This window comes from Stappia sp. 28M-7 (assembly GCF_014252955.1).
GTDB lineage: Bacteria > Pseudomonadota > Alphaproteobacteria > Rhizobiales > Stappiaceae > Stappia.
Genome location: NZ_JACMIA010000001.1, coordinates 690,477 through 704,110, shown reverse-complemented (window position 1 = coordinate 704,110; position 13,634 = coordinate 690,477). Strand labels below are relative to the sequence as shown.

Sequence of the window (13,634 nt, the reverse complement as noted above, 5' to 3'; positions counted from 1 at the left end):
GCCCGGTCCGCATTCGGTCAGTCGTCGCCGCTCGCCGCCTTTGCCGGTTCGGCCTCGGCAGCCTGGGACGGCCGGCGGGCAAGGATCGCGAGCGTCTCGTCTAGGTAGCGCTTGCGGGTCTCGGCCCGGCGGATCTTGCCGCTCGAGGTCTTGGGGATCGAGCCCGGCTCCAGCAGGATGATCTTGTGGAAGGTGACATCGGCCTCGCGCAGGATCTCCTGGCGGATCGCCCGCGTCGCCGCGTCGATATCGATCGACTGGCGGTTGCCGATCCGCACTTCCTGGGCGAGCACCAGCGTCTGAATGCCGCTGTCGGGATCCTCGACCGCGAAGGCTGCGCCGGAATTGTTCTTCAGGCCCGGCCAGGCACGCTCCGCCACATATTCGATATCCTGCGGGTAGACGTTGTGGCCGCGGACGATGATCAGGTCCTTGTGGCGGCCCGTGACATAGAGCTCGCCCTCCAGCACGAAGCCGAGGTCGCCGGTGCGAAGATAGCGCTCGCCGTCTTCCTCGCCGGCAATGCGGGCATGGAAGGTGCGCTGCGAGACCTCCTCATTGTCGAAATATCCGAGCGGCACATGCGGGCCGGCGACCCAGATCTCGCCGATCTCGCCATCGGGCATGGCGTCGAAGGTCTCCGGATCGACGATGCGCAGCGTCTCGTCGCGTAGCGCCCTGCCGCAGCCGATCGCCTGCGTCTCGTCCTTCTCGTCGCTCGGTGCGACGGCCGCGCCCCGCGCCAGCCCTACCCGGCTCACCGGCCGCAGGATCGGCACCTCACTCCGGCTGCCGCCGGTGATCAGCAGCGTCGCCTCCGCCATGCCGAAGCAGGGGTAGAAAGTCTCGGGACGGAAGCCGATGCCGGAAAAGGCCTCGGTGAAGCGCTGCAGGGTGCCGGCGCGCACCGGCTCGGCGCTGTTGAACGCAAGCTTCCACGACGACAGGTCGAGGCCGGCATCAATGATCAGGTCGCGGCGCTCGATGCACAGGTCGTAGGCGTAGTTCGGCCCGCCGCTGACCACCGCGCGATAATCGCTGATCGCCTTCGGCCACAGCCAGGGCCGGTGGGCGAACAGATTGGGGGACATCAGGATGCAGAACGTGCCGAGATAGAAGGGCTCCAGCACGTTCGCGATCAGCCCCATGTCGTGATAGAGCGGCGCCCAGCCGACATAGGTCGGATTGTCGTCGTTGCCAAAGGCCTCGGCCATCATCTCCAGGTTGGCGGCGAGATTGGCATGGCTGACCATCACGCCGCGCGGCACCGAGGTGGAGCCGGACGTGTACTGGATGAAGGCGAGTTCGTGCGGCAGCGCCTCATGCGGGTCGGCGGTCGGCGCAGGCCCGCCTTCATCGAGATCGATGGCAATGAAGGTGGCGTCCCGGTAGCTCGGCAGCGGGCTCAGCTGGGCGTGAACGAGCGAAGCCTGGTCGAGATTGCTGAAGACGACGGCAGCGGCCGCGTTCTCGGCGATGGCATGCACCGTGTTGCGCAGGCGCGAGCCCTTGAGAGGCACCATCGGCACCGGCACGACGCCGGCGAAATGGCAGGCGAAGAAGGCGACGACGAAGGCAAGGCCGGTCGGGAACATCAGGATCGCCCGGTCGCCGGGGCGTGTGTGCTGCCGCAGCCGCTGGCCGTAGATGCGCGCCAGCCGGTGCAGCTCGGCATAGGTCAGCGCCTCCTGCTCGACATTCTCCGGGCCGAGATAGAGGAAGGCCCGGTCGTCCGGCCGCGCGGCCGCGTAGGAATCGAGGAGCCCCCAAAGGGTGGGAACGCTGACGCTGCTCAGATCCCGGCTCTTGTCCAGCATGGTCTCTCCTCCGGAAGGGGCATGGGGCGGGCGGACGTGCCCGCGGGTTCGAATTCGGCCCAGCGGGCCAGGGTCCTGATGAGGATCGCCTCAAGGCGGCGCGTCCCGTCGGCATCGAAGAAATGCGCGCCCGGCAGCTCGCCGCAGGTGAAACTGCCGGTGGTGTGGGCCGACCACTCGATGAGCTCGCGCAGCGACATGATCGGATCGTCGGAGCCCTTCACCGCCAGCATCGGGCAGTCGAGCGGCGGCTGGCCGGCATAGCGATAGATGTCGGACAGCTGCAGGTCGGCGCGAATGACGGGCAGCACCTGACGCAGCCAGTCCTCCTTGCCGCGCATATGCTCCGGCACGCCGCCAAGGCGATGGAGCGCGGCAACCAGCTCATCATCGGGAAGGCTGAACAGCTCGCCGTGGCTGAGCTGGCAATGGGGCGCGCGGCGACTGGCGACGACGAGGCCGGCGGGCATGTCCTCGCCGATCAGCCGGAGGAAGCGGGTCAGCTCGAAGGCGATCAGCGCACCTAAGCTGTGACCGTAGAAGACGAAAGGCCGCCGGGATCCCGCGCGGGATTTCAGGAAGTTGCGGACAAGGCCGGGGACCAGGGCACCGGCCCATTTTGGCAGGACGTGGCAGGTCTCCGCCGTGCGGCCGGGAAGCTGCACCCGGTGCAGCGCGACTTCCGCGGGAAACTTCGACTGCCAGGCCGCAAACGAGTGGCGGCTGCCACCGGCATGGTGGAACACGTAGAGATCGACCGCCGCCCGCGCGCGGTCGCTGGCAAAGATTTCAGCCCTCGCGCTCACGCTGTCCCCCGTTGCGTGGAGAAGCGGATGTCCAGCCGCTCAGGGCCGCGCAGGATCAGGCTGTTGGCCTGCCAGCGGCGCTCGGGATCGACGCGCTCGAAATCGCCGTAGCCGTTCAGCAGCACCTTGAGGAAGGCATCGCCCTGGACACGGGCGAGCAGTGCGCCGAGGCAGGAATGCATGCCGAAGCCGAAGCCGATATGAGCGGTTCCCTTGCGGTCGAAGCGCAGCTCGTCGGGGGCCTCGAAGACCTCGCCGTCGCGATTGGCCGAGCCGAGGCAGAGCAGGATTTGCTCGCCGGCGGAGATGTCGATGCCGCCGACCGTGCAATCCTCAACGGCAAGGCGCTTGGTGAACTGCAGCGGCGTCTCGTAGCGGGTGACTTCCTCGATCGCGGAGCGGATCGAGGCCGGGTCATCGCCCAGCGCCTCGAACTTTTCGCGGTGATCGAGGATGGCATCGACGAGATTGCCGATGAGGCACTGGGTCGTCTCGGTCCCGGCGACAAAAGACATGACGCAGGCGAAGGCGATCTCCTCCTCCGTCAGGCCCGCGCCATCGACCTGCGCCTCGCAGAGCCTCGCGATGATCGTGTCCTTGCCCGACTTGCGGATGCGGGCGGCGTGCTCGCCGAAATAGCCGGTCAGCTCGCGCATGCTGCTTGCCGCCTTCTGGAAGGCGGAGCGGTTCATCATGCCCGGGTCGAGCAGGTAGCGCACCGCATGGACCTTCTCGGCAATGCCGGGGCGGGCCTCGTCATCCACCGCCATCCAGTCGCACAGGATGTCGATGGGCAGCGGCACGGCGACGTCCGCCATGATGTCGCAACCGCCACGGGCGGCATGGGCCGCGAGCAGGCGCTCGATCCGGTCGGTCAGCACCGGCAGGAGAGCGTTGATCGCCTCGTTGGAATAGGCCTGGTTGACCAGCCGGCGCAGGCGCATGTGCTCGGGATTGTCGGTGAAGACGATGGAGGTCTGCAGGAAGCGCAGCATCTGGCCGTAGTCCTCGAACCGCAGACGGGCGGCCTGCTTGACCACCGTGTCGGGGATCAGGCGGACGCTGAACTTGCGGCTGCGCATGACGGCAAGCACGTCCTCATAGCGCGACAGGATTAGCGTGCCCTTGGTGCGCAGGATCGGAGCCTCGCGGCGCAGGCGCGCATAGACCGGATAGGGATCTGCACGAAACGCCGGATCGAGCGGGTTGAAGACGATGTCCTGGCCGGCCGGCACGCGGGCAGCAACGCTGCCTGCCTGGGTTTCTGCTGCTGGGGCGGTGACGGTCATGGCACGGTTCCCTGTTGCTGGTCCCTGTCGCTGGGCGGGCAAGAAGACGGCAAGCCTTCGGCGTCCGGCGGCACGCGCACGCGCCGCCGGTAGTGTTTCCGATGCGGGTGGCGGGCCGGCGAGAAGCGCCGACCCGGCTCCACTCACATCCTCGAGGTTTCGGAAACCGGGCGATCGGTCGGGCGCAGCGAAATACGCAGCAGGCCGATCTTGCCCGTGTAGAAGCCGATGGAGGTCTGCTTGAGATAGCGCTCGTAGCGCTCGGTGACGGTCTCGCCGACCAGCTTCACCGCCTCGTCGCGACGCCGGCGCAGGTTGCGCGCCCACGCATCATAGGTGCGGGCGTAGTGCAGGCGGTGGTTGACCAGATAGGTCACCTCCATCACCCCGTCCGCCGCCGCGGCGATCTCGTCCAGCCGCGGCAGGTCGGCGGCGGGGAAGATCTCCTCGTTGATGAACTGGCTGGCTTCCTCGTTGCGCATGGTGCCGTAGACGAAGGTCTGCAGCGACATGCGTCCGCCCGGCGTCAGCCACTTGGAACAGGTGGCGAAGAAGTCGCGATAGGTCTCGATCTTCACCTCGCGGCTGTCCTCGGGCTTGGCGAAATGCTCGAAGGCGCCGACCGAGATGATGCTGTCATAGGGCCGGTCCGGCTTGTGCTGGGTCCAGCTCTCGAGGCGCACCTCGATCTGCGGGATGCCGAAACTGCGCACATTGTCCGCCTGGTCCTCGCTCAGCGTCAGGCCGACGATCCGCTTCAGGCCGGAATAGCTGCTGGCCTTGCGCACCAGCGCGCCCCAGCCGCACCCGACGTCGAGCAGGGATTCCGCCTTGTCCGCCCGGGCTTCGCGCAGGTGATGGTCGATCTTGCGCTGCTGGGCGGCGGCCAGCGTGTCGTCCTCGCCCTCCCACAGGGCGCTGGAGTAGGTGAGCGACTCGTCGAGCCACAGGCGGTAGAAATCGCGGCTGACATCGTAGTGGTACTGGACCGCGGCCATTGAGCCGCCGTAGTCGGGCTGTTCCGTCTTCATGGTATCTGCCCTCATCCTGCCGTCGCGTGCTGGCGCTCGGCCTCACGGGCGACGCCGGCGGCGATGTTGTCGAGCGTTTCCGCCTCGAACAGGATCGCGAGCGGGATTTCGACGCCGAGCCAGGTTTCCAGGTCCATCGCCAGAGCAGTGGTCAGGGCGGAGTCGAGACCGAGGGAATCGAGGCCGTCGCTGCCCTTGATGGACGCCTGGTCCATGCCGAGCACGTTGGAGATGTAGGTCTTGAGCCAGGCAAATACGGCGGCCTCGTCGACCTTTTCCGCAATCTGAACGTGATCCATGGGAACTCCTCCTCTTCCTGCAAGTGCGTCGGGTCAGGCGCTGCGAATTTCCCGGCGCTTGATCTGCTCTTTCGACGGGACCTTGATGTCCCAGGCCTGACCGAAAAGAGCGAGCAAGCGGATGACCCAGTAACCGGGATCGATGCGGTACCAGGCGAGCCCGAAGGACGCCGAACCGGGGAAGGCATGGTGGTTGTGGTGCCAGGACTCGCCGAAGATGAAGGGCGCGAGCCAGCTGATGTTGGTGCTCTGATCGTCGGTCACGAAGCGACGCCGGCCGATCAGGTGGCAGAGCGAGTTGAGCGCGAAGATGCCCTGCTCGACCACGAACATCCGCACCATGCCGCCCCATAGGAAGCCCGTCAGCGCGCCCATCCAGGACTGGCTCACCAGCCCGCCGATGACGGTCGGGATCAGCAGGCCGAGGATGATCCAGGTATAGTAGTGGCGGTTCACCCAGATCATCACGCGGTCCTTGAGCAGGTCCGGCGCGTAATGGACGACGTTGGGATAGGGATGCGCCACCATCCAGGTGAAGTGCGCGTGGATGAAGCCCTTGATCTTCCCTGAAAAACCACTGCCGTGCAGGTTCGGCGAGTGCAGATCACCCTCCTGGTCGCCCAGCTCGTGGTGACGCCGGTGCATCGCCGTCCAGGAGATCACGCCGCCCTGCCCCGCCATCGAACCGAAGATGCCGAGAAGCGCCCGGACCGGCGCCGAGGCCTTGAAGCTGCGATGGGTGAAAAGGCGGTGATAGCCGATCGAGATACCGAGACCGCTCAGTGTCCAGAAGACGAGGAAGAGCGTCAGGTCCACGGACGTGACCGGATGGAAGAAGAGCAACACGATCGCGCAGGCAGTGCCGAGAATCGGCAGCACATCGAACAGGAAAAAGTGCATCCTCTGCATCTTGTGCAGGTGCGGACTGTCGATGACCTTCTGGCGCGGCTGCCCTGGCAGTTGCGCCTCCTGGAACATCTGATGAGCGATCTGGTCGCCTCTGTTCAGCATGACTCTTCCTCCAATCGCAGCCCGCAAGTCGCCGGAACGGACCGTCGGATGACCTCTTTGCACGAAGTATTTTTCGCGAAAAATACATCGCGCTAGGACGAAAAAACTCTATTTATCACTTGATCAGGCTAACAGCGCGCCTTTTGATGCCGAAATTCTTTAAATATATGACGTGGGTCCCTTCAAATATGAAGACGATTACAAAGAGCTCGAAGGATTGTTATTTACGAAAATTCAGCATCATTGTAATTTGTAACGATATTGATTTCTTCTTGCTTCCAAAGAAGTGTTTTGACGTTAATCGTCGAGGCGCGCGCGCATCACGCTGCAAGAAGAGAAATCGGCAAACATGAACCACCGCGCGAGCAAATGAACTCATGCAATCAAAACTTGCATTACCTGTCGGCGAGCCTGTAAAGGAAGCGCCGCCTACCTCCCTCCGTCCCGAAAGTCCCTGCCGGTCATGACTTACGACGAAGCCAACATGATCTCGGCGTTTCTCATCTACATCGTGGGGGCAGCCAGTCCGGGCCTGGGCAACATGACGATCGCCACGACGGCGATCCGGCAGGGCCGTCCGTCCGGGTTTGCGGTCATGGCCGGCGTGATGGCCGCCGGACAGACCTGGGCCCTGCTCGCCGCCTTCGGCCTCTCGTCGGTGCTGGTCGCCATGCCGGCGGCAATGATGGCGGTCGGACTTGCCGGCGGCGGCTACCTCGTGTGGCTGGCCTGGAAGACCTTCCGCCACTGGAAACCGTCAACGGGGCCGGCCGGTGGGCCGGAGACGCCGCAGGCCAAAGGCATCGCGGGGCTTGCCGGCCATTTCCGGCGCGGCTTCCTGATCCAGATCCTCAACCCCAAGGCGAGCGTCGGCTGGATCCTGATCATCACCGCAGGAGTGCGGCCCGGTTCGCCCTGGTACGCCCCGCTGGTGATCGTGCTGGGTTGCCTCGTCCTGGGCCTGTGCATCTTCTCGGCCTATGTGCTGCTGTTTTCCTCTCGCGTGCTGAAACGCGAGGAGGTCGCCAACTCGACCGGCTTCCGCTATGCGCTGGCCGCCGTCTATGGCCTGTCCGGCCTGTGGCTGATCCTCGACAGCTTGAAGACCTGAGCCTGCCGCCCCCGCCAACCGGCACACTTTAGATAGCGGCCGCTACGCACCGACGAAAAAGGGCGCGGACCCTTGCGATCCGCGCCCCTTTCTTCATCACCATGGACAGCCACGCCAGCGGCGGGCCAGAGGGATCAGCCCTTCGGCATGGTCGCCTTCATCGACGGGCGCTCCGAGACCGTCTTGAACCAGGCCGCGATGCCCGGATGGGCGCTGCGCCAATCCTTGTCGGGGAAACGGAAGTCGAGATAGCCGAGAGTGCAGGCCGCCGCGATCGATCCCATCGACAGCGGTCCTTCCAGGTGCGACAGCCAGGTCGTCTCCAGCGCATCGAGGCCGCTGTCGATCTTCTCCATCTGGCCGCGATGCCAGTCGGCCCAATAGAGCGCTTCGGGCCGCATGATCTTCTCGTAGCGGGCCAGCAGCGCCGCATCGAGGATCGAGTCGGCGAGCGCCTCCAGCGTCATCACCGCAAAGCGCTCGTTGCCTTCGGCCGGGACCAGGACCGGCGAAGCGGCCTGGGCATCCACATAGGCGCAGATCACCCGGCTGTCATAGATCGCGGACCCGTCGTCCAGCAGCATGGTCGGCACCTTGCCGGACGGGTTCTTGGCAACGATGGTCTGGTCGCGATTGACCGGGTTTGCCGCTGAGCCGAGCAGTTCGATCTTGTCGACCACCCCCTTCTCGTGAGCGACGACCATGACCTTGCGCACATAGGGCGAGGCGGAGGAAAAGAAGAGCTTCATCAACAATCTCCAGTGGGTTTTCAGAAATGTCCGGCCTGTGCCTGGCTCGCCTGGCGCAGCGCCGCCTCCGGGTCGGCCTCCAGCCGGTCGGCGAGCAGCTGGCCGGCGAATATGACATGTTCGCTCATCAGGTTCTGCGCCCGCGTGCCGTCCCTGTCGCCCAGCGCCTTGAGAATGCGGCGATGGTCGTCATGGGAGCGGTGGATAACCTCGAAATCATCCCACAGGATCACGCGGTCGGAGACGAGCGGCACGTTGTGCGACTGGTGCACGAAGCGGCCGATCCATCGGTTTCCGGCCGCACCGATGATGGTCTCGTGAAACTCCACGTTCATGCGCCGATAGGCCGGCAGCTGATCCGGGTCGAGACGCCCGACGGACAGGATCGCATCGCCCTCGTCGACCAGCGCCTCCATGCGGGCCAGCTGCCCCTGGCTCAATCCCGCCTCCGCCGCCAGCCGGCACGCCAGCCCTTCCAGGTTCGCCCGGACGGTGAAGGCCTGGCGGATGTCGGTGACCAGGAAGCGGCGAATCCGATAGCCCCGATTGGGTTCGTAGTCGATCAGCCCGTCCTGGGCCAGCCGGGCCAGCGCGGTGCGCAAGGGCGTGCGCGAAACGCCAAGAATTTCCGCAAGCTGGTCCTGATGCAGCCGTTCGCCGGGAGCAAACCTGCCTTCCAGGATCATCTCGCGGATGGCGGTTGCCGCAGCATCTGCGCTGGTGACGTCGGCTGTGTTTGCCGAAACCTGATCGAGCGATGTCATGGATCCAAAATGACCTGTTTCTGGCGGGCTGACAAGCTGGCTTGCTCAGGAATTTATCCAAAACAATCACAATACCGCAGAAATGCCATTGACAGACGTTAGAATGTATCCAATCCTTCCGATCAAATAAGGGAGGATACGGATGGCGCTCACAGCGTTCGTCACCGGCGCGGCAGGCGGTATAGGCCGCGCCGTCGCTCAGCGGCTTGCCGCGGACGGTTTTTCCATCATTGCCACCGACATGGACGCCGAGCGGGGGCGCGAGGTTGCCGCCTCGCTGCCGGGCACCGGTCATGTCGGACTTGCGCTCGACGTCAGCAGCGAAGAGGCGGTGATCGACTGCCTTCGCGAGGTCGAGACGGACATCGCCCCGGTCAACGTGCTCGTGGCCGCCGCAGGCATCCTGATCCTCGACGAGAACGGCCAGCGCCGTCCTCTCACCGAGACCAGTTTCGAGGAGTGGGACAAGACGCAGACGATCAACAGCACAGGCACGTTCCTGCTGCTGCGCGAGTATCTGCGCCACCGCACCCGCGCCCCGTTGGATCACGCCCGCTTCGTCGGCTTCTCCTCCGTCGCGGCCCAGCTCGGCGGCTACCGCTCCAGCTCGGCCTATATCGCCAGCAAGAGCGCGATCCTCGGCCTCATCAAGGCCGGTGCCCGCGAGGCTGCGCCCCTCGGCGTCACCGTCAACGCGGTCGCCCCCGGGCTGATCGACGCGCCGATGCTGCGCCTGTCGCTCGACCCGTCCCAGGACGCGGAGATTTCCCGCAACATCCCGATGGGCCGGATCGGCACGCCGGAGGATGTCGCCGGAGCCGTTTCCTATCTCGCCGGTCCGGATGGTGCCTATGTGACCGGCGCCACGCTGGACATCAACGGCGGCTACCGGATGCAATGATCATGCTGGAGCGTGCCCTCAACCAGATCGCCGCCCTGCTTGCCGGGCTCGCAGCTCTCGCCCTGCTGGCGATGATGCTGCACGTGACGGCGGACGTCGCCGGCAAGTACTTCCTCAACGCCCCGATCCCGGGCACCGCCGAGGTGGTGGCCAGCTACTACATGATTTCGGTCGTGTTCCTGCCGCTCGCCTGGCTCGAGGTGAAGAACGGCCCGATCGTGGTGGAGCTGTTCTTCGACATGGCCGGCCCGGCCACCCGGCGTGCCATGCTGCTGCTCGGCACGCTGCTGTCGCTCGCCGTCTACGGGCTGATCGCCTGGCTCTCCTGGCAGCCGGCCATCTATGCCTGGGAAATCGGCGAGATCGTCGAAGGCGCATGGAAGGTCGTCGTCTGGCCGACCAAGTTCCTGCTGCCGCTCGGCCTCGGCCTTGCCTGCCTCGCCCAGTTCACCCGCCTCGTGCTGATCCTGTCCGGCCGCGATGTCCTGCCGGCGGACGACCAGCCCCAGCACGCTGATCCAGTCTGAGGCCCCGATCATGGACCGTCTTGAAATCGGTTTCGTCGGCATCGTCCTGACGCTCGTCCTCATCGGCCTGCGCGTTCCCATCGGCGTTGCCATGGGTGCGGTCGCGGTCGGCGGCATCTTCGCCATGCTCGGCACCATGCCGGCGATCGGCATCGTCAAGGCCGTGCCTTACGAGCTCGTCGGCGACTGGAACCTGTCCGCCGTGCCCATGTTCCTGCTGATGGGCTACATCGCCTCCGGCGCCGGCCTGACCAAGGGCCTGTTCGCCGCGGCCCGCGTGTTCCTCAACCGGGTGCCCGGCGGGCTCGCCTCGGCGACGGTCGCCTCCAGCGCGCTGTTCGCCTCCGCCAGCGGGTCGAGCGTCGCGACGGCCGCCGCCTTCTCGCGCATCGCCATCCCGGAAATGCTGAAGGCCGGCTATGCCCCCTCGCTTGCGGCCGGTTCGGTCGCGGCGGCCGGCACGCTCGGCTCGCTGATCCCGCCGAGCGTCCTGCTGATCGTCTTCGGCCTGATGATGGACGTGTCGATCAGCGAGCTGTTCATCGCCGGTCTCATTCCCGGCCTGCTGTCGGCCGTGATGTTCGTCGGCATGATCTCGCTGCGCACCATGCTCAATCCCCAGCTCGCGCCCAAGAGCGATGCCGTCTACAGCTGGGCCGAGAAGATCGAGCTGATCAAGGACGTGTGGCCGCTGCCCGTGCTGATCGCCGGCGTGCTCGGCGGCATCTTCACCGGCATCTTCACAGCCACCGAGGCAGGCGCCATCGGCGCGTTCTTGGCCTGCATCATCGCCATCACCCGGCGCCAGCTCGACATGCGGGTGATGCGCTGCGCGCTGATCGACACGGCGCTCGGCACCGCGGCGATCTTCATCATCGTCGTCGGCGCAGCGCTGTTCGCCCGCTTCATCGCCCTGTCCACGGTGCCGGTCTGGGTCACCAACTTCTTCGACGGCTACAGCGCCCTGACCGTGATCCTGATGATCGGCGCGCTCTATCTGGTGCTCGGCTGCTTCCTGGAAAGCATCTCGATCATGCTGCTGACCCTGCCGGTGCTGGCGCCGATGCTGGCCCTGCTCGGCGTCGACCTGATCTGGTTCGGCATCCTGACCGTCAAGCTGCTGGAGATCGGCCTCGTCACGCCGCCGGTCGGGATGAACGTTTACGTCATCAGATCCAGTCTCGGCAGCACCATACCCCTCGGCCAGATCTTTGCCGGCGTCAGCTGGTTCATCCTGGCCGACTTCATCACGCTGGCCCTGCTGATCGCCTTCCCGGCCATCAGCCTGTGGCTGCCCGCAATCATGGCGAACTGACCCCCAAACACCTCGTTCGCCTGATCCGATCGGCGCCCGACAAGAAGCGCCGGAACATGGGAGGAAGACATGAAGAAACTGCTCGCCCTTGCGACCCTGACTGCCGGCCTGATGGGCTCGGCCGCCTATGCGGACGTGTACCAGGCCACCAACTGGATGGCTCCGGTCCACATCCTCAACGAGGAGACCTACCAGAAGTTCTCCAAGGACGTGGCGGCCGCGACCGATAGCGCCATCACCTTCGAGGTCTATTCCAGCGGCGCGCTGGTGCCGGCCAAGTCGACCATGCAGGCGATCCGCGACGGCGTCGCCCAGCTCGGCATCGTCTATCCGGGCTACACCCCCTCGGAGCTGCCGCTCAACAACGTGCTCAACGACCTCGTCTTCGTTTCCGATGACGATATCGCCTCGGCCTTCGCCTATACCGAAATGGGCATGACCAACGCGCGCATCGTCGGCGAGTGGAAGAAGAACGGCGGCATCTTCGCCGGCGGCTACTCGACCCCGGTCTACAACTTCATCTGCGTGAAGCCGATCCGCGCGGCCGCCGATGCCAAGGGCCTGAAGATCCGCACCGCCGGCGGCGCCCAGACTTCCTGGGTCGAAAATCTCGGCGGCGTTCCGGTCTCCGTGCCGATCGGCGACGTCTATTCCGGCCTCAGCCGCGGCTCCATCGACTGCACCATGTCGGACCCGACCAACCTCGACAAGGGCAACAAGTTCTGGGAAGTCGCCAAGTCCGTGACGACCCTGCCGATGGGCGTGGTGCTGGGCGCCAACTACGTGATCAACCCGGGCTTCTGGAAGGGGCTTGCCCCCGAACAGCGACGCGTGCTGCTCGACAACATGGCCATCGGCAATGCTCGTGCGCAGGTCGCCTATCACGTCGGCGTCGCCGCGGCGATGGAAGGCTCCAAGGAGCGCGGCCTCGAGATCATCGAGCCGTCCGAGGACCTCAGCGCCAAGCTGAAGGAGTTCCAGACCAACTTCGTCGCAGGCCTGCCGAAGAAGTCTATGGACGACCGCAAGGTCGAGGATCCGACCGACCTCATCGAGGAGTTCCAGGCACTTCAGACGAAGTGGAAGGGGCTGCTTGAAGGGGTCGACCGCACCGACGCCGACGCGCTGGCCAAGATCCTCCAGGAGAACCTGTACTCGAAGATCGACGAGAACAGCTTCGGCCTGAACTGACGCTCCTGCGGCGGGTGCCGGACCTCTCCCCACGGTGCCCGCCGCTCTTTTGCCTCCCCTTTCGACCTGACGGATCATTGCCAATGACACAGAACCCCATCGCCATCGTGACCGGCGGCGGCGCGGGAATTGGCGCGGCCATTTCCCGTGTCCTTGCCGAGAACGGCCATCAGGTCATCGTCGCCGATCTTGCCGCGGACAACGCGGAAGCCGTCGCCTCCGCCATCCGCGCAAGCGGCGGCAGCGCCCGCGCCCATGCACTGGACGTCACGGATGCGGCTGCCGTCGCCCGCCTCGCCGAGGAGGCCGGCGACGTGCGCCTGCTCGTCAACAATGCTGGCATCTTCAACGTGAAGGGCTTCTTCGAGCTGGCGCCCGATGATTTCCGGCGGATGTACGAGGTCAACCTCGTCGCCCTGTTCGACCTGTCGCAGAAGATCGCCGCGCGCATGCAGCCGGGCGGCGCCATCGTCAACATCGCCTCGCGGGCGATGCTGGGCGCGCGCCACTACGCCCATTACGTCGCCTCCAAGGCGGCCGTCGCAGGCCTGACCCGCGCCATGGCGCTCGACCTTTCCGAACGCAAGATCCGCGTCAACGCGGTCGCCCCCGGCGTCATCGAGACCGACATGCTGAAGGCGCGCTCGGATACCGATCTGGACGGCCTGCGGGCGCAGCAGCCCATGGGCCAGCTCGGCGCGCCGGACGATATCGCCCATGCCGTCGCCTTTCTCGGCTCGCCGCAAGCCGGCTTCATCACGGGTCAGGTGCTGCTTGTCGACGGTGGCCGCTCGCTCGGCGGCACCACCAGCTTCTGACCATC

14 protein-coding genes are annotated in these 13,634 nt (G+C 65.5%); 6 read left to right on the top strand and 8 right to left on the bottom strand.

Translation table 11 applies throughout. The features are described 5' to 3' along the window. Positions 1-17: 17 nt before the first annotated feature. The 6 genes from H7H34_RS03210 to H7H34_RS03185 form a co-directional block, all read right to left on the bottom strand. The gene (locus H7H34_RS03210; RefSeq protein ID WP_185924236.1) at positions 18-1,817 is read right to left on the bottom strand and encodes a fatty acyl-AMP ligase; all 1,800 of its coding nucleotides are present in this window, start codon (positions 1,815-1,817) and stop codon (positions 18-20) included. Next, on the bottom strand, positions 1,793-2,623 hold the full coding sequence (locus H7H34_RS03205) for a thioesterase II family protein (protein ID WP_185924235.1): 831 nt from the start codon (positions 2,621-2,623) through the stop codon (positions 1,793-1,795). The genes H7H34_RS03210 and H7H34_RS03205 overlap by 25 nt, the downstream gene beginning before the upstream one ends. Beyond that, positions 2,620-3,912 carry a cytochrome P450 gene (locus tag H7H34_RS03200; RefSeq protein WP_185924234.1) on the bottom strand — a complete coding sequence of 431 codons (1,293 nt, stop codon included), beginning with the start codon at positions 3,910-3,912 and terminating at the stop codon, positions 2,620-2,622. Before H7H34_RS03200 ends, H7H34_RS03205 begins: the two co-directional genes overlap by 4 nt. Before the next feature lie 143 nt (positions 3,913-4,055). After that, complete coding sequence (locus H7H34_RS03195) at positions 4,056-4,943, bottom strand: SAM-dependent methyltransferase (RefSeq protein WP_067220263.1); 888 nt, start codon at positions 4,941-4,943, stop codon at positions 4,056-4,058. A gap of 11 nt (positions 4,944-4,954) precedes the next feature. After that, positions 4,955-5,242 (bottom strand): acyl carrier protein, encoded by a 288-nt coding sequence (locus H7H34_RS03190; RefSeq protein ID WP_185924233.1) that lies wholly within the window; start codon positions 5,240-5,242, stop codon positions 4,955-4,957. Between the two features lie 33 nt (positions 5,243-5,275). Next, the gene (locus H7H34_RS03185) at positions 5,276-6,253 is read right to left on the bottom strand and encodes an acyl-CoA desaturase (protein WP_245164955.1); all 978 of its coding nucleotides are present in this window, start codon (positions 6,251-6,253) and stop codon (positions 5,276-5,278) included. 463 nt (positions 6,254-6,716) lie between these two features. Here H7H34_RS03185 and H7H34_RS03180 point away from each other — a divergent pair, with 463 nt between their 5' ends. Continuing rightward, the gene (locus tag H7H34_RS03180) at positions 6,717-7,364 is read left to right on the top strand and encodes a LysE family translocator (protein ID WP_185924232.1); all 648 of its coding nucleotides are present in this window, start codon (positions 6,717-6,719) and stop codon (positions 7,362-7,364) included. Between the two features lie 134 nt (positions 7,365-7,498). Here H7H34_RS03180 and H7H34_RS03175 read toward each other — a convergent pair whose 3' ends face one another. Both H7H34_RS03175 and H7H34_RS03170 read right to left on the bottom strand, forming a co-directional pair. After that, complete coding sequence (locus H7H34_RS03175; RefSeq protein WP_185924231.1) at positions 7,499-8,113, bottom strand: glutathione S-transferase; 615 nt, start codon at positions 8,111-8,113, stop codon at positions 7,499-7,501. A gap of 20 nt (positions 8,114-8,133) precedes the next feature. Next, complete coding sequence (locus H7H34_RS03170) at positions 8,134-8,877, bottom strand: GntR family transcriptional regulator (RefSeq protein ID WP_185924230.1); 744 nt, start codon at positions 8,875-8,877, stop codon at positions 8,134-8,136. A gap of 142 nt (positions 8,878-9,019) precedes the next feature. Between H7H34_RS03170 and H7H34_RS03165 the strand changes: the two genes are divergently transcribed. The 5 genes from H7H34_RS03165 (at position 9,020) to H7H34_RS03145 (ending at position 13,629) form a co-directional block, all read left to right on the top strand. Then, on the top strand, positions 9,020-9,778 hold the full coding sequence (locus tag H7H34_RS03165; RefSeq protein WP_185924229.1) for an SDR family NAD(P)-dependent oxidoreductase: 759 nt from the start codon (positions 9,020-9,022) through the stop codon (positions 9,776-9,778). Between the two features lie 2 nt (positions 9,779-9,780). After that, positions 9,781-10,305 (top strand): TRAP transporter small permease subunit, encoded by a 525-nt coding sequence (locus tag H7H34_RS03160; RefSeq protein ID WP_209006141.1) that lies wholly within the window; start codon positions 9,781-9,783, stop codon positions 10,303-10,305. A gap of 10 nt (positions 10,306-10,315) precedes the next feature. Beyond that, complete coding sequence (locus H7H34_RS03155; protein WP_185924227.1) at positions 10,316-11,620, top strand: TRAP transporter large permease; 1,305 nt, start codon at positions 10,316-10,318, stop codon at positions 11,618-11,620. Positions 11,621-11,689: 69 nt separating this feature from the next. Beyond that, positions 11,690-12,811 (top strand): C4-dicarboxylate TRAP transporter substrate-binding protein, encoded by a 1,122-nt coding sequence (locus H7H34_RS03150; protein WP_185924226.1) that lies wholly within the window; start codon positions 11,690-11,692, stop codon positions 12,809-12,811. Between the two features lie 83 nt (positions 12,812-12,894). Further along, a complete protein-coding gene (locus H7H34_RS03145; RefSeq protein WP_120268497.1) occupies positions 12,895-13,629 on the top strand; it encodes an SDR family NAD(P)-dependent oxidoreductase in 735 nt (244 codons plus the stop codon). The last annotated feature ends 5 nt before the right edge of the window (positions 13,630-13,634 follow it).

What these genes read in the sequence shown, in the direction of transcription:
- H7H34_RS03210 (WP_185924236.1), bottom strand. Translation starts at nt 1,817, where the DNA reads ATGCTGGACAAGAGCCGGGATCTGAGCAGCGTCAGCGTTCCCACCCTT.
- H7H34_RS03200 (WP_185924234.1), bottom strand. Translation starts at nt 3,912, where the DNA reads ATGACCGTCACCGCCCCAGCAGCAGAAACCCAGGCAGGCAGCGTTGCT.
- H7H34_RS03195 (WP_067220263.1), bottom strand. Translation starts at nt 4,943, where the DNA reads ATGAAGACGGAACAGCCCGACTACGGCGGCTCAATGGCCGCGGTCCAG.
- H7H34_RS03190 (WP_185924233.1), bottom strand. Translation starts at nt 5,242, where the DNA reads ATGGATCACGTTCAGATTGCGGAAAAGGTCGACGAGGCCGCCGTATTT.
- H7H34_RS03185 (WP_245164955.1), bottom strand. Translation starts at nt 6,253, where the DNA reads ATGCTGAACAGAGGCGACCAGATCGCTCATCAGATGTTCCAGGAGGCG.
- H7H34_RS03180 (WP_185924232.1), top strand. Translation starts at nt 6,717, where the DNA reads ATGACTTACGACGAAGCCAACATGATCTCGGCGTTTCTCATCTACATC.
- H7H34_RS03175 (WP_185924231.1), bottom strand. Translation starts at nt 8,113, where the DNA reads ATGAAGCTCTTCTTTTCCTCCGCCTCGCCCTATGTGCGCAAGGTCATG.
- H7H34_RS03170 (WP_185924230.1), bottom strand. Translation starts at nt 8,877, where the DNA reads ATGACATCGCTCGATCAGGTTTCGGCAAACACAGCCGACGTCACCAGC.
- H7H34_RS03165 (WP_185924229.1), top strand. Translation starts at nt 9,020, where the DNA reads ATGGCGCTCACAGCGTTCGTCACCGGCGCGGCAGGCGGTATAGGCCGC.
- H7H34_RS03160 (WP_209006141.1), top strand. Translation starts at nt 9,781, where the DNA reads ATGCTGGAGCGTGCCCTCAACCAGATCGCCGCCCTGCTTGCCGGGCTC.
- H7H34_RS03155 (WP_185924227.1), top strand. Translation starts at nt 10,316, where the DNA reads ATGGACCGTCTTGAAATCGGTTTCGTCGGCATCGTCCTGACGCTCGTC.
- H7H34_RS03150 (WP_185924226.1), top strand. Translation starts at nt 11,690, where the DNA reads ATGAAGAAACTGCTCGCCCTTGCGACCCTGACTGCCGGCCTGATGGGC.
- H7H34_RS03145 (WP_120268497.1), top strand. Translation starts at nt 12,895, where the DNA reads ATGACACAGAACCCCATCGCCATCGTGACCGGCGGCGGCGCGGGAATT.